Annotated in this window: 17 protein-coding genes and 1 pseudogene; 7 read left to right on the top strand and 11 right to left on the bottom strand. The window is 62.9% G+C overall.

What is annotated here, in order from left to right; genetic code table 11:
- Positions 1-446 precede the first annotated feature (446 nt).
- The 3 genes and pseudogenes from ACZY0R_RS41520 to ACZY0R_RS41510 all read right to left on the bottom strand — a co-directional run.
- Positions 447-689, bottom strand: a pseudogene (locus ACZY0R_RS41520) (Tn3 family transposase); the annotation flags it as partial.
- The gene (locus ACZY0R_RS41515) at positions 665-1,357 is read right to left on the bottom strand and encodes a hypothetical protein (protein ID WP_488867442.1); all 693 of its coding nucleotides are present in this window, start codon (positions 1,355-1,357) and stop codon (positions 665-667) included. The pseudogene ACZY0R_RS41520 and the gene ACZY0R_RS41515, both read right to left, overlap by 25 nt.
- 330 nt (positions 1,358-1,687) lie before the next feature.
- A complete protein-coding gene (locus ACZY0R_RS41510; protein ID WP_488867803.1) occupies positions 1,688-1,891 on the bottom strand; it encodes an H-NS family nucleoid-associated regulatory protein in 204 nt (67 codons plus the stop codon).
- Between the two features lie 154 nt (positions 1,892-2,045).
- Here ACZY0R_RS41510 and ACZY0R_RS41505 point away from each other — a divergent pair, with 154 nt between their 5' ends.
- The 6 genes from ACZY0R_RS41505 to ACZY0R_RS41480 all read left to right on the top strand — a co-directional run bounded on the left by ACZY0R_RS41505 (position 2,046) and on the right by ACZY0R_RS41480 (position 9,012).
- Positions 2,046-2,849, top strand: a complete 804-nt coding sequence (locus ACZY0R_RS41505; protein WP_488867440.1) for a MurR/RpiR family transcriptional regulator — start codon at positions 2,046-2,048, stop codon at positions 2,847-2,849.
- Between the two features lie 73 nt (positions 2,850-2,922).
- Positions 2,923-4,155, top strand: a complete 1,233-nt coding sequence (locus tag ACZY0R_RS41500) for a diaminopropionate ammonia-lyase (RefSeq protein WP_488867438.1) — start codon at positions 2,923-2,925, stop codon at positions 4,153-4,155.
- A gap of 2 nt (positions 4,156-4,157) precedes the next feature.
- A complete protein-coding gene (locus tag ACZY0R_RS41495; protein ID WP_488867436.1) occupies positions 4,158-5,414 on the top strand; it encodes a Zn-dependent hydrolase in 1,257 nt (418 codons plus the stop codon).
- An 11-nt stretch (positions 5,415-5,425) separates the two neighbouring features.
- Positions 5,426-6,370 carry an N-carbamoyl-D-amino-acid hydrolase gene (locus ACZY0R_RS41490; RefSeq protein WP_488867434.1) on the top strand — a complete coding sequence of 315 codons (945 nt, stop codon included), beginning with the start codon at positions 5,426-5,428 and terminating at the stop codon, positions 6,368-6,370.
- Positions 6,371-6,480: 110 nt separating this feature from the next.
- Positions 6,481-7,806 (top strand): MFS transporter, encoded by a 1,326-nt coding sequence (locus ACZY0R_RS41485; protein WP_488867801.1) that lies wholly within the window; start codon positions 6,481-6,483, stop codon positions 7,804-7,806.
- Positions 7,807-7,860: 54 nt separating this feature from the next.
- Complete coding sequence (locus tag ACZY0R_RS41480) at positions 7,861-9,012, top strand: YgeY family selenium metabolism-linked hydrolase (protein WP_488867432.1); 1,152 nt, start codon at positions 7,861-7,863, stop codon at positions 9,010-9,012.
- 141 nt (positions 9,013-9,153) lie between these two features.
- Here the strand turns inward: ACZY0R_RS41480 and ACZY0R_RS41475 are convergent, their stop codons facing one another.
- Positions 9,154-10,092 (bottom strand): Bug family tripartite tricarboxylate transporter substrate binding protein, encoded by a 939-nt coding sequence (locus ACZY0R_RS41475; protein WP_488867430.1) that lies wholly within the window; start codon positions 10,090-10,092, stop codon positions 9,154-9,156.
- Positions 10,093-10,170: 78 nt separating this feature from the next.
- Here ACZY0R_RS41475 and ACZY0R_RS41470 point away from each other — a divergent pair, with 78 nt between their 5' ends.
- Complete coding sequence (locus ACZY0R_RS41470) at positions 10,171-11,490, top strand: MFS transporter (RefSeq protein WP_488867799.1); 1,320 nt, start codon at positions 10,171-10,173, stop codon at positions 11,488-11,490.
- A gap of 103 nt (positions 11,491-11,593) precedes the next feature.
- Here the strand turns inward: ACZY0R_RS41470 and ACZY0R_RS41465 are convergent, their stop codons facing one another.
- The 7 genes from ACZY0R_RS41465 to ACZY0R_RS41435 all read right to left on the bottom strand — a co-directional run bounded on the left by ACZY0R_RS41465 (position 11,594) and on the right by ACZY0R_RS41435 (position 18,991).
- A complete protein-coding gene (locus tag ACZY0R_RS41465; RefSeq protein ID WP_488867428.1) occupies positions 11,594-11,836 on the bottom strand; it encodes a hypothetical protein in 243 nt (80 codons plus the stop codon).
- A gap of 235 nt (positions 11,837-12,071) precedes the next feature.
- Entirely contained in the window at positions 12,072-13,139 is a 1,068-nt protein-coding gene (locus ACZY0R_RS41460; RefSeq protein ID WP_488867426.1) for an AbrB family transcriptional regulator, read from the bottom strand.
- Between the two features lies 1 nt (position 13,140).
- The gene (locus ACZY0R_RS41455; RefSeq protein ID WP_488867424.1) at positions 13,141-13,977 is read right to left on the bottom strand and encodes a fumarylacetoacetate hydrolase family protein; all 837 of its coding nucleotides are present in this window, start codon (positions 13,975-13,977) and stop codon (positions 13,141-13,143) included.
- Between the two features lie 83 nt (positions 13,978-14,060).
- A complete protein-coding gene (locus ACZY0R_RS41450) occupies positions 14,061-15,698 on the bottom strand; it encodes an acyl-CoA synthetase (RefSeq protein ID WP_488867422.1) in 1,638 nt (545 codons plus the stop codon).
- A gap of 77 nt (positions 15,699-15,775) precedes the next feature.
- Positions 15,776-16,951 (bottom strand): iron-containing alcohol dehydrogenase, encoded by a 1,176-nt coding sequence (locus ACZY0R_RS41445; protein WP_488867420.1) that lies wholly within the window; start codon positions 16,949-16,951, stop codon positions 15,776-15,778.
- Positions 16,952-17,003: 52 nt separating this feature from the next.
- A complete protein-coding gene (locus ACZY0R_RS41440) occupies positions 17,004-17,990 on the bottom strand; it encodes a Bug family tripartite tricarboxylate transporter substrate binding protein (protein WP_488867418.1) in 987 nt (328 codons plus the stop codon).
- A gap of 119 nt (positions 17,991-18,109) precedes the next feature.
- Positions 18,110-18,991 carry a TauD/TfdA dioxygenase family protein gene (locus ACZY0R_RS41435; protein WP_488867416.1) on the bottom strand — a complete coding sequence of 294 codons (882 nt, stop codon included), beginning with the start codon at positions 18,989-18,991 and terminating at the stop codon, positions 18,110-18,112.
- Between the last annotated feature and the right edge of the window lie 16 nt (positions 18,992-19,007).

Here is a 19,007-nt window from a genome sequence, read left to right as displayed (position 1 = left end):
CAAGGAACGATTCGCCCAGTTGGGCGCCGAGCCGGCTCCTTTGCACAAAGAAAGCCTTTCGCGAGTTGCTGGCCGACGAGGGCAAGAGGCTGTCGACTCTCATCAGGGACCGCAAAATCGTCGTCGAGTAAGTGGAGCTTGACCATCCCCGCGGTTATCCCCCAAGACCCGCGCCCGGTTTGCGTTGTTGCGTTGAGCCGGCTGGCGCTTTGGCCGGATGCGCACGATGGCATGGAAGCTTGGCTCGAAAAGCGCTGAGCCGTCTTCAACACCCTGAACTTGCTACGAAGATCCGCGCCGGCGGGAGGACAAGGTGGCCTGCCTGCTTAAATTTCAATCAAATCCATGCGAGAACTGGCGCTTCCCCCTCTCCTACATGGCTGGCGCCACAGCCAATAATCGTCGAAGGGATGCTCCTTGATTTCCATCCCATCCCCTTGGAAGCTCGCCGCTTCGAGCAGCATCTCTTGGTACCGCTGGACGGGAAAGCTTAGCGTTCCTCGGAAATTCACATGCGCGAAATGTGCGGGCCCCACACGGCGTAGCCAGTCGTCGTCAACCTGTTGCCCCTTGTGACGCCAACGCTCGACCGTCTCCTGCATGCGCTGCGTGTTCCACGCGATCACCAAGTTCGTCAGAAAAGTCAAAGAGCCAGATCTCACGATCATCTCGTCGCAGCGCCGTCCGCGCCCGGGTCGGCCTTGGCGTGTTCGATCGCCTTAAGTGTTTCTAAGTCGAGCACTGCCTGGGCGTCGGACGGAATGGCAAACAGTTTGCCGTCGATGTCATGGACGTGTAACTGCTCATGGGTGACAGCATCCGTCACCAGCGCGCGGCCTGTCAGGCGCAGGGCGGCTTGTAGATGTGATTGTCCCGAGACGATTCGGTAATTACGTCCTTCTGATCGTCTCACCACCGTGTCAGTGGGGATCTCGCTAAGCTCGATAGCGCCGAATCCGGGGAGCGACATTTCCTCGATGCGATTCTTGATGCAGGCGACCATCACAGCGGCGCCGGGGCGCTCGGTTGCCGCAAGCCGTTCATATTGACCGAGGAGTATGTTGGCCTTCTCGATTGAGGGCGTTGTATAGACAAAGGATTGGATGGCGGTCGGCGGGCGAGTCAACCGGGTCGCCATGATTGCGAATGCCCAGTCCCTTTTGTAGTTGCAGTGTGGGCAAATCCAGCCGTACTTGGTGGCAATCAAGATGCCAGGGGCGCCACCTTCGACTCCGTGGCGATGGTCGGCGCTGTTCCTGCAGGTGAAGGCGCGCAGAACCGGGCCGCCGAGGCCGACCTGGTTCTCGTTGAGCTTCTGGACCTGATCGTCGGTGAACGGTGCGCGAATGTAACTCATGGCATTTGAGAAGGCAGCTTCGGCGTGGCGTGGCTATCGCCGCAGCCGGCACCTGCCACGCTCGGGAGTCTGCCTGGCGGCTAACAGAAACTCTGGGCGCCAGGACACACTGCGCCTGCGCCTTCTTCCAGTCTATGCCCGGGAGAAGGTCTATGTTGCTTTGGCCGGGCCCGATCCAGCCGGCCATCGACTTCGTGCACGTGCAGCATTTTCCCGGTGCCTGCAGCTTTGACGAGTCCGCGCCCGTTTTTCAGTTGGGTTGCGGCCTTTAAACGTGCGTTGCAGGAGACGATCATGTAGCTTCCGTCGGGCGATTTGGTCATCAGCGCTTCAGACGCGGAAATGTTCCACCGTCTGCCCGGCGTTGACCGCCCGCTGCAGCCAGTCCGGCATGACACTGCGGCCATCCCAGCCCTGCCCGTGCGCGTTGCGGTAGCGCACCGCCCCAGGCAATGACGCCGGCGGCGGCTCGGTAAAGCAGCCGGCGGCCTGCAGGTCGGCCAGGGGCAGGCCGAGGTTCGGCAAAGGACAGATTCCAAAAAGATATCAAATAAGCACAAATCATTCGCTGCAAATTTGTCTTTGACACTGAAGTTTCATGAGTATACATTTATGAAACTACTGTTTCAGAGAGCGCGACCTGATGGCCTCCCCCCTGCAAGACAAGATCCTCGAACTGCATGACCAGTTGACGGAGAGCGAGCGACGGCTCGCGGAGGTAACCCTTGAATGCATCGGCAACCTCGCCGCTTACTCGGCCACCGAGCTAGCGCAGAAGGCAGGCGTTTCCAAGGCAACTGCGGGGCGTTTCTTCCGTCGATTGGGATATGAGAATTTCAACGAAGTGCGTGCGCTGGTACGCGACGAAAGCGATCGTGGCTCGCCCCTGTACGAGCTTGCGGGCGTGCAACCGCCTGCGTCCTCGGACGCACCCTTTGCGGCCCACCTTGCCAATGATCTACAGAACCTGGCGCAGACTTTCGATCGCTTGGACCCGGCCGATGTCGAGCGCGCGATCTCCCTCCTAGTTGGCGCCAGCCGCATTTGCGTCGCGGGTTTTCGCAATGGCCGCGTGCTGGCGCAGTATGCGTGGGCGCTGCTGACGCAACTGCGCGGCGGCATCACCCTGGTGCCCGGTGCCGGGCTGAATCTAGCCGAAGATCTCGCCGACCTTGGCAACAGTGATGTGCTTCTGGTCATGGACTTCCGTCGCCGCGTAACGCTGCTGCGGCCAATGGTGGAGCACGCAAATCGCGTCGGCGCGAAGGTCATCATCCTGACCGATCCCAGCGCTACGGAACTGCCCGCCCGCTCCGACGTCGTCCTGCGCTGCGTCAACCATGGCGCCGCCGGATTCGACTCCTATGTCGCGGCGATCAGCCTGATCAACCATCTCGGCACCAGCCTTGCGCTGGCATTGGGAGACGCCGCGCGTCACAGGCTGGAGGAGATCGAATCCCTGCATGACCACTACGGCGACCTCCACCGCTAAAGCACCGATCGTATCTACACGTCCGTTCCTTTTCCCATGTGAACGGGCTCCCACTCTTTTTGAGGAGACTGTCTTGAATTCCCTGCTTCCCAACCTTCGCCTGCAATGCGCTGCGAATCCATCGGCGCAACCGGATGCCAAATATAGCGAGCGACAGCAAGCGATACTCGGCGGGCAAGCTTATCTGCGTGCGGAACAGCAGATCAAGCGCTGGCCGGCGTATGCGCCCACGCCGCTGTGCGACCTCAAGGGCCTGGCCAAGGCTGCCGGCGTCGCGCAGGTCCTGTACAAGGACGAGGCCGACCGCTTCGGCCTCGGCAGTTTCAAGGCGCTGGGCGGCGCCTACGCCGTCAGCCGCCTGCTGATCCGCGAAATCGAAGCGCGCACCGGCCGTGCCGATGTTTCTGTCGAGGACCTGCTCTCGGGCCGTTATCGCGATATCGCACGCAATATCACCGTGACCTGCGCAACGGACGGCAATCACGGTCGCTCGGTGGCGTGGGGCGCCCAGCGCTTCGGCTGCCAGTGTGTGATTTACATCCACGCGACCGTGAGCGAAGGACGCAAGCAGGCCATCGAACACTATGGCGCGCAGGTGGTGCGCGCAAGCGGGAACTATGACGATTCCATACGGCAAGCCGCCGACGATGCCGCGCGGCTGGGCCGCTTCGTTGTTTCCGACACGTCCTATGAAGGCTATATGGATGTGCCGAAGGATGTGATGCAAGGCTACGCCCTGATGGCTGATGAGGCGCTGCAACAACTTCCGGCCGGGCAAATTCCGACGCACGTATTCCTGCAGGGCGGCGTGGGCGGTCTGGCGGCGGCGGTCTGCGCGCATTTCTGGGAGCAGCTCGGTGCATCCCGTCCGCGTTTTGTCGTGGTGGAACCCGACAAGGCTGCCTGCCTGTACGAGAGTGCCCGTGCCGGCAAGCCAGTTGCCGTGCATGGCAATCTCGACACCGTCATGGCCGGCCTGGCCTGTGGCGAGGTGTCGTTGCTGGCATGGGAAATCCTGCATCCTGGCGCGCACGCCTTCCTGACCATCGACGATGAATCGGCGCTGGAGACGGTACGGCTGCTGGCCGCCGGCCGCTACGGCGACGCGCCGCTGGTCGCGGGTGAATCCGCCGTCGCCGGCCTGGCTGGTTGCCTCGGCGCGCTTGGCGATGCACAAGTGCGCGCCCAGCTTGGCCTCGACGCCGGCAGCCGCATCCTGGTATTCGGCAGCGAGGGCGCCACCGATGCGGAGCTTTACCAGCGCATCGTCGGGAAGTCGCCCGAGCAAGTCAGGATGGCGGCTTGAAGATGCGCACGACAACTAATCGGACTGTCGCGCCGCGCATCGATTTGCCCCGCTTGCTGGGCCGGATCGCAGCGCTGGCGGAGGTCGGCGCGATCGACGGCGGTGGTGTCAGCCGGCTCGCGCTGACTGACGAGGACGGCCTGGGGCGCGACCTGGTAGTGCGCTGGATGCGCGAGCTCGGGCTGGCGGTGAGCATCGACGCGATCGGAAATGTGGTCGGTGTGCGGCGCGGGCGAGAGGATCTCGCACCGGTCATGACGGGTTCGCACATCGATACGGTCCGTACCGGCGGACGCTATGACGGCAACCTCGGCGTGCTCGCGGGCCTTGAGGTGGTGGCCGCCTTGAACGATGCCGGCATCGCCACGCGACGGCCCCTGGCGGTCGCCTTCTTCACCAACGAGGAGGGTGCGCGTTTCGCGCCGGACATGATGGGCAGCCTGGTATTCCAGGGCGATCTGCCGCTGCAGCAAGCGCTCGATACAAAGGGCATCGACAGTAGCACGGTCGGCGAGAACCTAAGGCGGATCGGCTACGCCGGCACGCATCCGGTCGGCACGAACCAACTGCACGCCTTTGTTGAACTGCATGTGGAACAGGGGCCGGTGCTGGAGCATGAGGGCGTCACGATTGGCGCTGTCACCGGCGTGCAGGGGATTCATTGGACGGAATTCACGGTCGAAGGCACGTCAAATCACGCCGGCACCACGCCGATGCGCCTGCGGCACGACGCTGGCCTGGTTGCGGCACGCATCGCCTGCTTCGCGCGGGACGTGGCGCGCGAGCTCGGCGGCGGCCAGTTGGCAACGGTGGGGCAGGTCAGGCTCTCGCCGAACCTGGTCAATGTGATCCCGAACCTGGCCGTGTTCACGCTGGACCTGCGCAATACCGATCATGCGATCCTGGCCGAAGCGGTGCGCCGCACCTTCGATTTTGCGCACGAGCTGGCGCGAGACGAGGGGGTAAAGCTGTCCCATCGCTCGCTTGCCGACTTTGCCCCCGTTGCCTTCGACAACCAGATCATCGGCCGGGTGGAAGCGATCGCCCACCGGCACGGCCACACTGTACAACGCATTGCGAGCGGCGCGGGCCACGACGCACAGATCCTGGCACGTATGTGTCCTGCCGGCATGATCTTCGTGCCGAGTGTCGGCGGCCTGTCCCACAACGTTGCCGAGTTTACCGACGACAGCGATATTGAGGCGGGCGCCAGCGTCCTGCTCGATTTGCTGCTCGAACTAGCCGACCAAAAGGAATAGGAGTCCGATTCATGCCACGCTTTATCAATGTCGCCGCCGCTCAGCTTGGGCCAATTCAACGCGCAGATTCCCGCCGGGACGTCGTCGAGCGCCTGCTCGCGCATCTTCATCAGGCGCATGCCATGGGCTGCCAGCTGGTTGTATTTCCGGAACTGGCCCTGACCACCTTCTTTCCGCGCTGGTACCTGGAAGATCCAGCCGAACTCGATGCTTTCTACGAGCGCGAGATGCCCGGCGCGGAGACCCGCGCGCTGTTCGAGACCGCAGCGAGGCTGGGCGTCGGCTTCTATCTCGGCTATGCCGAGCTTGCGCTGGAACAAGGTGTCGCAAGGCGTTACAACACGTCCATCCTGGTTGGGCAGGACGGCACCATCATTGGGAAATACCGGAAAGTGCATCTTCCCGGGCATGCCGAGCATGAACCCTGGCGCGACTTCCAGCATCTCGAGAAGCGCTACTTTGAACCGGGTCCTGGTTTTGACGTCTGGCGTGCCTACGGCGGTGTGATTGGCATGGCCCTGTGCAATGACAGGCGCTGGTCGGAAACCTACCGGGTGATGGGCCTGCAGGGCGCGGAAATGGTCTTGCTGGGATACAACACCCCGGTACATAACCCGCCCGCGCCAGAGCATGACGATCTGTCGATGTTTCACAACCACCTCGTCATGCAGGCCGGCGCTTACCAGAACGGCACCTGGGTGGTTGGCGTGGCCAAAGGCGGCAAAGAAGAAGGCTGCGAGATGATCGGCGGCACCTGCATCATTGCGCCGTCGGGCGAGATCGTGGCGGCATGCTCGACTAAAGAGGACGAACTGGCAATCGCTCGCTGCGACCTCGATCTTTGCCGCTCGTATAAGACTACGACGTTTAATTTCGACCGCCACCGCCGCCCGGATGCGTATGGGCTGATCACCTCGCGCCGGGGCGCCATCGAACCAGAGCATCTGGCGGCCTGACCGGCAGTCTTACTCAGCTTCCCAAAACAATAATTTCAGCGAGCGCCTTGCGGCGCCCGCAGGGGAGCGTTTTGTCTTAAAAACCAAAGGAGGAACAAGTGAGTGATTCCCTGCAAACGGCCGGCGCCGTCAAGCCCGCTTCGCGCGTTGGGGCAAGTGCGCTGCCCGCGCACGACAATGCCCTGTACAGCAAGGTGGCGTGGCGCCTGCTGCCATTCCTGATGGTGTGCTATATCGCGGCATTTCTGGATCGTGTCAATGTCGGCTTTGCCAAACTGCAAATGCTGGACGACCTGAAGTTCAGCGAAACGGTTTATGGTCTCGGGGCCGGCGTTTTCTTTATCGGATACTTCTTGTTTGAAGTACCGAGCAATGTCCTGATGCACCGCATTGGCGCCCGAAAGACGCTGGCTCGCATCATGATCCTGTGGGGTTGCATCTCCGCAGCGATGGCCATGACGCAGACAGCCACTCAGTTCTACGTGTTGCGCTTCCTGCTCGGTGCGGCTGAGGCTGGTTTTTATCCAGGGATCATTCTGTATTTGACCTACTGGTTCCCATCGCACCGGCGCGGGCAGATCATTGCCGTGTTCATGACGGCAGTGCCCTTTGCCGGCATTCTGGGCGGGCCACTGTCTGGCGGGATCATGCAAGGCCTACACAGTCATGGGGGCTTTGCCGGCTGGCAATGGATGTTCCTGATCGAGGCCGTTCCGTCGATCCTCCTCGGCTTGGCCGTGCTCTGGTACCTGGATGATCGCATCAGCGATGCGGCCTGGCTCAATGCCAGCGAAAAGGCACGCCTGGTCCAGAACCTGGCGGCGGAGAAGGCGGTAAAGGTTGAACATGTGTCCCTATGGAAACTGCTGAAGGACCGGCGGGTTGTTCATATGGCGTTGATCTGCTACTGCACCGTTTCCGGTCTGTCGGGTCTTGCCTTCTGGATCCCGTCAGTCATCAAATCCACCGGAGTTGCGTCCCTATTGGAGATCGGGTTCCTGACCGCGATTCCCAACGCCTGTGCAGTGGTATCCATGGTGCTGGTGTGCCGCCACTCGGATGCGACCCGCGAGCGCCGCTGGCACATGATCATTCCGTTTCTCGTCGGCGGTACCGGCCTCGCCCTGAGTACGCTGTTCAGTCACAACCCTACGCTCGCCGTTGCCATGCTATCGATTGCGGCGGCTGGCTGCATGGTCTGCTCGCCGTTGTTCTGGAGCCTGCCCACCGCCTTCCTGGAAGGCAAGAGCGCCGCCGCCGGCATCGCCGCGATCAATGCGTTTGCCGGTCTAGCTGCCTTCGCCAGCCCATACGCGATTGGCTGGATCAAGGATCTCACCGGCTCGACCAACTGGGGCATGTACTTCCTCGCCTCCTTCACGGTGATCGGCGCCATCCTCGTCTATCGCGTGCCGAAAGCACTGGTGAACCGCTAACCGCCTTGTGTGGGGACGCCCGGCGTCCCTTCTCCCCCCAAATTGGAGTCCAGCATGACAACCGATGTCGTTACCCTGACGCAGGAGATGATCCGCATTCCCAGCCTTTCCGGAAAGGAGGGCAATATGGCAGCACTGATGGTACGGCGCATGCGCGAGTTCGGCTTCAGTTCCGTGACCACAGACCGAAACGGGTCGGTGCTGGGCCTGATTGGCCCGGAGGACGCCGAAGTGGCGCTGTTGTTCGACGGTCACATGGACGTCGTGCCCGTGACCGGTACCTGGCGCTTCGATCCCTTCGGCGGGACCCTTCATGAAGGCCGGATCTACGGTCGCGGAAGTACCGATATGAAGGGTGGGATTGCAGCTGCAATCTGCGGTGTTGCCGCCGCTGCACGCGAGGGATGCCTGCCGCGCCGTGTGGCGGTATCCGCCAGCGTGCTCGAGGAAGTGATCGAAGGCTATGCCCTGTCCTCGGTCCTCGATGCGTGCGCACCCGCTGCGGTTGTCATCTGCGAGCCTTCAAAGCTCCAGATCAAGGCCGGGCAAAAGGGCCGGCTGGAAATCCAGCTCACCTTCCACGGCAAGCCAGCGCATGCAGCCACCCCGCACCTTGGCGTCAATCCGCTGCATGCTGCGGCCCGCGCACTGCTTGCGCTGGAAAAATTGGCGTTGCCCAGCGATCCGCGCCTGGGACAAGCCTTGCTGGTGCCGACCGATATCGTTTCGTCGCCGTACCCTTCGATCTCGATGATTCCGCTTTCCACTACCATTCGCTTTGACCGCCGGACCCTGAGTGGCGAATGCAGAGAGGATATCCTTGGCAGCATCAGCGCCTGTCTGGAAGACGCGGGCTTGAAGGACTTTACGCTGGCTGTAAGCGACGATCAGGTGGAAACGTTCACCGGGGAACGAGCCAGCCCTTCGCGTTGGTTGCCTGCATGGCAGCAGGTCGACGATCACCCGCTGGTACGCGCCGCCGTAGAAGCAGTCACGCGTTCCAACATCGAACCGCGCGTGGGCAGTTGGGCTTTCTGCACCAATGGCTCCGAGTCCGCCGGGCGTCGTCACATTCCTACCATTGGGCTGGGGCCTGGTGCTGAAGAGGATGCTCATACGATAGATGAATCCATTGCTGTTGAGCAATTGGAGGCGGCCTGCGTTGTCTACAAGCACTTGGCGTTGATTGCGGCGGGTAAGGAGTGATTTGGTCGAGCGGCTTTCGCACTGCCGCACGGAGCAATGCCATCTCGCCGCTTTCTTAGAGGCCCGAGACAAGCCGGTTTGTTCTACTCAAGTGGAATACCAGACATCTTGATGAGTTCAGCCCAGCGAGCCGCATCGGCCCTAGTCCGTTGCCCGAGTTCCGCCGGTGTGCTGGACTTTACGATGTAGCCCCCCCGTGGCTTCCATGCGCTTGCGCGCCTGTGGATCCGCCAGCGCGGCGACGATTGAGCGATTCAAGCGCTCCACGATCGCTGTGGGCGTGCCCGCCGGTGCGTAGAAACCAAGCCAGCCGTTCGGCATTGCGAATCCTTTGACTGTGTCGCCGACCGGCGACACACCTGGCAGCGAAGGAATTCGCTCACTGCCCAATAGTCCCAATGCCTTCACCCGACCGGCCTTGATGTACTGAGCGGCGACCGGCAGATTGAGCGCCATGACATCGACCTGGCCACCCAGCAGGTCGTTCAGACCTGGAGGCTCACGCTTGTGCGGCGTTGTGATCCAGTCCACGCCAGCGGTCTTTTTCAAGACCTCCGAAGCGACGCGGGCAGTGGTGTTGCCCACGGCAAACGACACCTTTCCGGCCTCTTTGCGGGCTTGTGCGATCAACTCGGCGACGTTGCCCGCCGGGAAGTTGCTGCGCGCCACCAACACCGCCGGCATTTCGCCTGCCAGCGCCACGGGTGTGAAGTCCTTTTCCGGGCTATAGGGAAGTGTTCTGTAAAGGCTCTGGTTGATGGCGTTGGTCGAATTGGACCCGAGCAGGATCGTATAACCATCCGGTTTGGCTTTTGCTACGTAGCTTGCACCCAGAATACCCCCCACCCCAGCGCGATTCTCAACCACCACGGGCTGACCCAGGTCTTGCCGCATGCGCTCGGCTGCAATGCGCGTCACGACATCACTGATGGAGCCAGCCGCGAAGGCAACGACAATCATCACGGGTCGGGAGGGATCGGTCGGCTGATCGGCCAACGCCGTCATCGGAGCAGCAGCGGCAAGAATCAGTCCGGTCAGGGTACGGTTCACGCGGCGAGTGAAGATGTTGAATTTCTTCATGCTCATCTCCTCAGGAAAGCTCGCGCACCAGCACGTCATCAAACATTCCGCGCTTGACGGGCAGTCGATGTACAGACCCTGATCGACGACCGGCCGTTTTCCGCCTATCAATGGGCAATCCTGATCCTGTGTTTCCTGATCGTCGCGATCGACGGCTTCGATACGGCGGCCATGGGCTATGTCGCACCGACCCTGGTACTGGACTGGGGCATCGACAACTCGACGCTCGGCCCGGTGATGAGCGCCGCGCTGTTCGGCCTGGCATTCGGTGCGATCTTCGCCGGCCCGATGGCCGACCGCGTCGGACGCAAGAAGGTGCTGGTGCTGTCGGTGTTCCTTTTTGGCGCCTGCAGCCTGGCCACCGCTTTCGCGCCCACGCTCTGTTGGCTGACGGTGCTGCGCTTCCTTACAGGACTCGGCCTGGGCGCCGCCATGCCTAACACGGTCACGCTGATGTCCGAGTTCGCCCCCGCCAAGCGGCGCGCCGTGCTGGTGAACACGATGTTCCGTGGGTTCCCGCTCGGCGCGGCGGCGGGCGGTTTCTTTGCCGTGGCAGTCATTCCGCACTTCGGCTGGCAAAGCGTCCTGCTGCTCGGCGGCGTGGTCCCGCTGGTGTTGGCCGTGGTACTGGTCTTCGCGCTGCCCGAGTCGATCCGCTTCATGGTGGTGCACCACTATCCGACCGGCCGCATTGCCGACGTGCTGACGCGCGTGACCGGCGCCAATGTGGCTGGCGTAGAGCGTTTCACCATTTATGAAGCCGCACCCGCCACTCATTCGGCGATTGGCACGGTGCTGGCGCCCCGCTACCGGCTCGGCTCGGTCATGCTGTGGCTGACCTACTTCATGGGACTGGTCATCTTCTACCTGCTGACCAGTTGGCTACCCACGCTGATGAAGGACGCGGGCTTCTCGATCCAGCGCGCCTCACTCCTGACCGCGCTGTTCCCGCTGGGCGGTGGCATCGGCACCATCACGGCCGGATGGCTGATGGACCGGATGAACCCCAACAAGATGGTGGCCGCCATGTACGCGCTGGCCGGCGTGCTGATCTACGCCGCGGGCTATGGCGCCGGAGACCTGGTGCTGCTGGGCGTGCTGATCTTCATGGCCGGTACGGTCATGAACGATGCGCAGGCATCGATGCCCACGCTGGCCGCCGGCTTCTACCCGACGCAGGGCCGTGCCACGGGCGTTGCCTGGATGCTCGGCATCGGCCGCTTCGGCGGCATCACCGGTGCGCTGCTCGGCGGCGAACTGCTGCGCATGCACCTGGGCTTCGACACCGTCTTCACCTTGCTGACGATTCCAGCCTTCATCGCGACCGCGGCACTGGTGGTGAAGTACCTGAGCGCGCGCGGCGTGGCACATGCGACCGATGTGGTCGCGTCGCACTAGGCGGCCGTCAAGGTCGATGGCTGGTCGGGTCAGAGCGACCCGACCAGCGTCCCGAGCGCGATCACTGCGATCAGCGCCAGCACCGGCTCGACGATCCCGACCATCACGATGCCCCCATAGCTCTGCCGATTGGGGCGCCCCAGACAGCGAGCAGCGTGACCACCGCGCCGTTGTGCGGCGGCGTATCGAGTGTGTTGGCACTAATCACCGCTACGTGGTGCAACACGGCGGGGTCCAGTCCGATCTTGAGCGCGCGTGTCAGATAGGTGCCGCCGAGCGCGTCGAGCGTGATTATCAGGCTGCCCGAAGCGGAGCCGGTCAGCGCAGAGAGTACGTTCGTCGCCATGGCCGGCGATACCAGCGGCCCACCCTCGATTGACAGACCCAGTCGCGCACCAGAACCCATCACGGCCCGCAGGCTGATCTGCAGTTGAAGGACGGAGATCGCTGGTTGAGGGCGGAGGGCATGAGCGCATTGTAGGTGGCGCATTGACCTCTCGCGGAGAGACCTGACCGTAGCCCCCGCTTTGGCGCGGTCTCCAAACTGCGGAGACCGCGTCGCTTGATGTGCGGCAGGTCATCTAACCGGACTTCGCGCCGGCCCGCCGGAAGAGATGGAACAGTGGCCCCGTCAGGGCAAGGATTATGATGACCCTTACCGCATGGAAGCCCGTGACGATCGCCACGGACAGGCACAGTGTCTCCGCCGTCATGCCCATGTCGGCCATGCTCGCCGGCGATAACGCCAGGATCAGGGTCGACATGGGCAATCCTGTCAGCGTCGCCGCCCCAGCGGCACCCGCGATGGCGAACGATATGCCTGCCGCGCTGTAAAGGAGAATCGGTGCCAACAGGCCCCACGAATTCCGTAAGGACCCGCGCGAGAACTGGGTCGCCAGGGACGTGGCGATCAGGACTTGCGCGCCCTGGCCAACCCATCGCGGCATCGGGCCCGCCGCGTCGATGCCGGTGCCGGTTGCCACTGCAGTCGCCAGCAGGGGAATCAGCGCGAATGCATTGGGCACCGACATCCTGCGGCCCACGTACGCCAGCATCAGCGAGATGCCGGCAAGAACGAGTAACTTCAGATCCAGCGTCCCCGCCTCCTGCTGGACCAGGCATGAGGCCTGTGGCGCGGAAAGCGCCAGAATCGCCGGCACGCTCGACACGACGAAAATCAGCCGCAGGGCATGGGCGGTAACGACCTGATCGACGTGGGCGCCACGGCGTTCGGCGGCGTTGGCCATTTCCGGGGCGCCGCCCAGCGCAGTGGCAAAGTGGGCCGTGGCGGCGTCCATTGAGCCGAAACGGCTCATGGCCATGCCTCCGAGAGTACCGAATGCGAGTGCACCCAGTGCGCCGAATAGCATCAGCGGCGCGAATGCAACCATCTGGGCCGTCACCGCCGGCGTGAAGTGCAGGCCTAGTGCCACGCCGACGATCCATTGGCCCGCGGACCGGACCCATCGGGGCGTTTCCAGTCGGCCCCCTAGGATGTTGCAAACGGCAACGGTGAACAACGGTCCCGTCAACCAGGGCACCGGGACCCGGACATAATGGCATGCCAGGCCCCCTGCCGCGCCCACTGCCAACGACAGCAATAGGCGAAGTCCGGTGCGTACTCGGGCAAGGCGACTGACAGCAGGCATGTCAGGCTTCGTCGATCACGGGATTGCGCAGTGGCAGGAAGCCGGTGATGGAGACCTCGCAAACATCGCCGTGCTTCATCAACAGTTTCGGCTCGCGTGCCCAGCCGATGCCACTGGGCGTGCCGGTCACGATGACGTCGCCTGCCTCGAGCGTGGCGGTGGCACTGATGATCTCGATCAGCGTTGCCACGTCGAAGATCATGCTGTCCGTGCTGGCGCTCTGGACCACTTCGCCGTTCAGCCGCGTCTGTAGTTCCAGGCCCTTAGCGCCGCGCGGTAGTTCGCTCGTGGTCACCAGTTCCGGGCCAAACGCGCCGGTGGCATCGAAGTTCTTGCCCATGGTCCATTGCGGCGACAGGAACTGGTATTCGCGCACCGACGCGTCATTGAACAGCGCGTATCCGGAAACGCAATCGAGCGCATGCTCCCTGGCGATATGGCGGCCACCCTTTTTCAGCACGACTGCCAGTTCTCCTTCAAAATCCAGGCTGTCCGACACGCGCGGGCGAACGATGGGCTGTCCGTGGCCCACCAGGCTGGTGTGGTAGCGTGCGAAGATGGTCGGATAGGCTGGCTGCTCGAAGCGGCTTTCCTGGGTGTGTTCAGCGTAATTCAGCCCCACGCAGACGATTTTGGACGGCCGCTCCAGCGCCGGGAGGAAGACCATATCCTGTTCCCCAACGAATGCGCCGTCGACATAGTCCGAAGCGAAGGTTTCCAGATCCACCCCCTGGCGCAACAGGGATTCGAGCGACATTTCCCCGAGTACCCGGGCTCCGCCCTCGACTCGCTCTCCGAGATATTTCCTGCCTTTGTAACTAAAACGGACGTAACGCATTTGGACTCCGATACTACGATGATGTTCTTGTTCAGGACGTCGGGAGCACGGCGGCGCACCGCCACGCCGCAGCGCCTTACGCTCTACACATTGATTGCCGTGTCGGACTTCACCTTGCGCCGCAAGGCGAACTTCTGGATCTTGCCTGTCGAGGTCTTTGGCAGCGACTCGAAATAGATAGCCTTGGGAATCTTGAAGCCCGCGAGCAGCGTGCGACAGTGCGCGATCAGCTCATCGGCCTCGACATACATGCCGCTCTTGAGCTCGATGAAGGCGCAGGGTGTCTCGCCCCATTTTGGATCGGGCTGGGCGACCACTGCAGCAGCCAGGACGGCCGGGTGCTGGTAGAGCGCATCCTCGACCTCAACGCTGGAGATGTTCTCACCGCCCGAGATGATGATGTCCTTGCCGCGGTCCTTGATCTTCACGTAGCCGTCCGGGTTCAGCACGCCGAGGTCACCGGTATGGAACCAGCCGCCGGCAAAGGCTTCGCGCGTTGCCTTCTCGTTCTTCAGGTAGCCCTTCATGCAGATGTTGCCGCGGAACATGATCTCGCCGATGGTTTCGCCATCAGCCGGGACCGGTTCCATGGTGTCCGGATCGAGCACGGTGAGCCCGGACTGCAAGTGGTAGCGCACGCCTTGGCGGGCCTTCTTGACGGCGCGCTCCTGCGCGGGCAACAGAGACCAGTCCTCCTGTTCGGCACAGACCGCGGCCGGGCCGTAGACTTCGGTCAGCCCGTAGGTATGGGTCAGTTCGAAGCCCATGCTTTCCAGTGCTTTGAGCACCGCGGCAGGGGGCGGCGCTCCCGCCGCCATGCCCCGCACCGTGCCGCGCAGGCCTTCGCGCATCACTGCGGGGGCATTGACCAGTGCCATGTGCACGATCGGGGCGGCGCAATAGTGGGTTACGCCTTCGCTGCGCATCAGTTCGAAGGCCGCTTCGGGTTCGAACTTGCGCAGGCAGACGTTGACGCCGGCACGCGCCGCAATGGTCCAGGGGAAGCACCATCCATTGCAGTGGAACATCGGCAATGTCCACAAGTACACGGGGTGCTTGGGCATATCCCATTCGAGGATGTTCGAGATGGCATTGAGCACGGCGCCGCGGTGGTGATAGACCACCCCCTTGGGGTCGCCCGTGGTGCCAGAGGTGTAGTTCAGCGCGATGGCGTCCCATTCATCGTCCGGCATGCGCCAGGCGAAGTCGGGATCGCCGCCAGCTAGCAGGCTTTCATAGTCCGTGGCCCCGAATGTGCGCCCGGGTTCGGGGCCCAGGACGTCATGCACGGCAACCACCCGCAGTCCCGGCAACGCTTGCTGGATATGTGTCGCCAGTTCCGCGAATTCCGTGTCGGCGAGCAGGATCCTGGCCTCGCCGTGGCGCAGCATAAAGACCAGGCTGGCAGCGTCGAGCCGGACATTGAGTGCATTGAGCACGGCCCCGGCCATCGGTACCCCGAAGTGTGCCTCGATCATCGCCGGGGTGTTGGGCAGCAAGGCGGCGACGGTATCGCCCTTGGCGACGCCGGCGCGCACCAGCGCACTCGCCAGGCGGCGGGCCCTGGCATAGGTTTCGCGCCAGTTCTGGCGCAAGGGGCCATGCACGATGGCAATGCGCTCGCCATAGACTTCGGCTGCGCGCGCCAGGAAATCAATCGGCGTCAGCGGGACGAAGTTTGCGTGGTTCCTGCCAAGTCCAGTGTCGTAGTCAGTAGGCATGTGTGTTCTCCGCGCGCCTTGCCAGCAAGGCGCCAGGATGGCTGGAATCAGTCGAAAAAATGCCATACGGCAGCAGTTCAGCCGTACGCCGCGTCGAGAATCTCGATCACGTCCTGCGTGGACCGCAGCGGCCTTGGATTGGTCTTGCCCCAGATGTCCTCCAGGGTGTACTCGGCGATGTGCTGGAACTGATCCCGGTGCACCCCGACCTCGCGCAGCGTGCGTGGCATGCCGAGATTGCGGATCAGCAGATCGAGCACCGCCGCCGCCGGCTCGGCCGGGTTGCCGAGACACGCGCTGATGCGGGCCTGGCGATCGCCCACCGTCTCTGCGTTCCACGCCTGAACATACGGCGCCATGACGCAGGAGGTATAGCCATGCGGCACCCCGCAGGTGCCACCCAGCACATGCCCGATCGCGTGGCTCGCGCCCATGGGCACGCCGGAGACGCTAGGAATCTTGGATTGCCAGGCGCCGATTTGACACTTCAGGCGCGCCTCCAGGTCGGCGGGATTCGCCTTGACCCGTGGCAGCCCCGCAGCGAGCAGGCGCAGCGCGCTGTCGGCCATGCCATCGCAAAAGTCATTGGACTGGAGCGAGGCGAGAGTCTCTGTTGCGTGGTCGACCGAGCGGATACCGGTGGACAGCCACAGCCACTCCGGCGTATGCACCGTGATGGCCGGATCCAGTACGATGCAAACCGGTGCCATATTGCGATGGACATAGCCATGCTTTTGCTTGCGCTGCTCGTTCGTGACGCCGGCCAGGGGACTGAACTCCCCGCCCGAGAGCGTGGTTGGCACGCAGATCACGCGCACGTTCGGATTGGCATGGGCCGGCTTCTGCCACTTCCCGTCGTCGTTCATCTTGATGCGGTAGTCATCGAACTGGCTGGCTTGCGTGATGCCGTTCTGCAAGCACAGCGCCAACGCCTTGCCTGCGTCCGTGACGGATCCCCCGCCCACCGTGACGATCAGGTCGGCACCGCAGTTGCGTGCAGCCTCGGCGGCGGCAATCACGTCCCGGCGCGGTACATGGGGGTGGATGCCGTCCCACGTCATCGCGTGGCGCTCGCCGAGCGCCTGCGCGATCCGCGTGATTTCGTCGGTCCGGCGATTCAGCGTGGTGCCCGCAAGAACAAAGACACGCCGGGCATCCCGGTTGCGCGCCGCCTCGGCCACAGCCTCTGCCGCAGGCCTGCCGATGGTGACGCTTTCCGTTGCGCTGAGCGTGATGGTATTCGGTCGAATCATCTTGCTGTCCAGAATGGCGAATGAGTGAATGACAAGGCTTCCGGGCGGAGCATCATTCGGTAGAGATGCCGAGGCGCTTGATCTCTTCGTTCCACTTAGCGGATTCGTCCTTCACCAGGGAAGTGAAACTGATCGCATCCGGAGCCTTCGTCACCTCGATGTACAGATCCTCAAGCTTGGCGCGCACAGCGGGCTTGGCCAGGGACGAGGCAATGGCCTTGCCGAGCCTGTCGACGATTGCGGGCGAAGTCCGTGCCGGGGCGAAGAATCCGAACCAGACCGTTTTTTCCACGCCGCCGAAACCTAGTTCCTTCAGGGTCGGCACATCGGGGAAGAACTTGCTGCGCTCGGGCGCCGCGATGGCGAGCGCCCTGACTTGCCCTGAGATGACGAATGGCGCGGCCGCGGCAGGCGTGACGAACATCATGGTGATCTGCCCGCCGACCAGGTCGATCAGCGCCGGGGAACTGCCCCTGTATGGCACGTGCGACATCGGCACGCCGGCCCGCCTGGACAGCGCATAGGCCTCGACCTGCTGCGGCAGCCCCACGCCGGGCGATCCGTACGTGATGGGCATCCCGCCCTTGCCCAGTGCGAGCAACTCGGCGAGACTCTTGATTCCACTCTTCGCCGAGACCACCAGAACGTCGGGTGCCGTGCCCACCAGAGCGACCGGGGTAAAGTCACTCACCGCATCGTAGGGCTTAGGCTTCACGAGCGCCGGCACGATAGCATTGGTCGCGACATGCCCAATCAGCAGTGTATAGCCATCCGCAGCCGAGCCGACAACGGCTTTGGCGCCGATGATGCCGCCGGCCCCGGCACGGTTATCCACCACGACGGACTGACCCAGGTCATGAGCAATATCGGCCCCGATGACGCGCGCGATGCCATCACTGGCGCCCGCCGGCGGGCCTGGCACGATCACCCTGACCGGCTTGACGGGGTACTCGGCAGCGTTGGCGGCAGCTGCGCCGCACACGGAGTGAAGGATTGCGGCATACATGGCAGCCGCGACTACAGGGGCTTTGCGTTTCATCTTTGTCTCCGGATTCCAGCGGTACCGTGATTGTCCGCGGTGTTTTTAGGAGGCGCAGGCTGCGTTGGATCTCTTGTCCGCTGACGTCCTGCCGCCCCGGAACTGCATCACCGGCGTGCTTATATGCCTACGCCGATCTGTGTCCTGTACATCAGTCGCCGTGATGCAGGGTCGAACGCATCCCGCCGATGCAGGGTGCAGCGGTTGTCCCACATGATCAGATCGCCCGCCGACCAGACCTGGGCCCAGGTGAATTGCGGCTGCGTGGCGTGCGCCCACAGTCTGTCGAGCAGCGCTTCGCTTTGCTCAAGCGTCAGCCCAACGATATAGGCATTGCGGCGGCGCCCCAGCATCAGGTACTTGCGCCCGGTGTCCGGATGCACCGCAATGAGCGGATGGACAGCGCCGACAGTCTTGCGTGGGTCGTCGCTATCCTGGTAGCCAAGACGTAGCTCCCCGGCGCTATTGCGGCTCGCGTCATGGACACACTCGAGGCTCCCCAGCTGTTTCTTGAACTCGGGATCCATAGCCTCATACGCCAGGTACATATTCGCGAAATGCGTATTGCCACCGGTCTGCGGAATTTCTTTTGCGTACAAGCAGGCCCCTTTTGGGGGGTGCTCGTTATATGTCATGTCCGCGTGCCAAACAGCCTCCCCGTCGCCCAGTGCACCCAACGGCTTACCGCCGAAGCGAATGTTGGAGATTACTGTGATCTCAGCGGGCAGCGCTTGGTATTCCCTGCTCATGTCATAACTGACAGTCGGGCGCTTGTCGAGCGGGCCGAAATGGCGCGAAAAGGCCACATGGCTTTCCAGGCTCAGACCGGTCTGGCCGCGGAACCGCAGCACCAGGTGTTCATTCCATGCCGCTTTTATCAGCGCGATCTGCTGTGCGGTCAATGGTTGGTTCAGGTTGACGCCGTCGACGTCGGCACCTAGTGCCAAACCGAACTTCGTGACAGTCAGTTGCTGTTGCGTGGATTCGATTGCTAGGCTCATGATTGCCTCCTATCCG

The organism is Cupriavidus sp. F041, from assembly GCF_057814235.1.
This window is presented reverse-complemented; position numbering and strand designations above follow the sequence as displayed.

What these genes read in the sequence shown, in the direction of transcription:
- ACZY0R_RS41515 (WP_488867442.1), bottom strand. Translation starts at nt 1,357, where the DNA reads ATGAGTTACATTCGCGCACCGTTCACCGACGATCAGGTCCAGAAGCTC.
- ACZY0R_RS41450 (WP_488867422.1), bottom strand. Translation starts at nt 15,698, where the DNA reads ATGCCTACTGACTACGACACTGGACTTGGCAGGAACCACGCAAACTTC.
- ACZY0R_RS41495 (WP_488867436.1), top strand. Translation starts at nt 4,158, where the DNA reads ATGCGCACGACAACTAATCGGACTGTCGCGCCGCGCATCGATTTGCCC.
- ACZY0R_RS41490 (WP_488867434.1), top strand. Translation starts at nt 5,426, where the DNA reads ATGCCACGCTTTATCAATGTCGCCGCCGCTCAGCTTGGGCCAATTCAA.
- ACZY0R_RS41475 (WP_488867430.1), bottom strand. Translation starts at nt 10,092, where the DNA reads ATGAAGAAATTCAACATCTTCACTCGCCGCGTGAACCGTACCCTGACC.
- ACZY0R_RS41455 (WP_488867424.1), bottom strand. Translation starts at nt 13,977, where the DNA reads ATGCGTTACGTCCGTTTTAGTTACAAAGGCAGGAAATATCTCGGAGAG.
- ACZY0R_RS41465 (WP_488867428.1), bottom strand. Translation starts at nt 11,836, where the DNA reads ATGGCGACGAACGTACTCTCTGCGCTGACCGGCTCCGCTTCGGGCAGC.
- ACZY0R_RS41440 (WP_488867418.1), bottom strand. Translation starts at nt 17,990, where the DNA reads ATGAAACGCAAAGCCCCTGTAGTCGCGGCTGCCATGTATGCCGCAATC.
- ACZY0R_RS41435 (WP_488867416.1), bottom strand. Translation starts at nt 18,991, where the DNA reads ATGAGCCTAGCAATCGAATCCACGCAACAGCAACTGACTGTCACGAAG.
- ACZY0R_RS41445 (WP_488867420.1), bottom strand. Translation starts at nt 16,951, where the DNA reads ATGATTCGACCGAATACCATCACGCTCAGCGCAACGGAAAGCGTCACC.
- ACZY0R_RS41480 (WP_488867432.1), top strand. Translation starts at nt 7,861, where the DNA reads ATGACAACCGATGTCGTTACCCTGACGCAGGAGATGATCCGCATTCCC.
- ACZY0R_RS41460 (WP_488867426.1), bottom strand. Translation starts at nt 13,139, where the DNA reads ATGCCTGCTGTCAGTCGCCTTGCCCGAGTACGCACCGGACTTCGCCTA.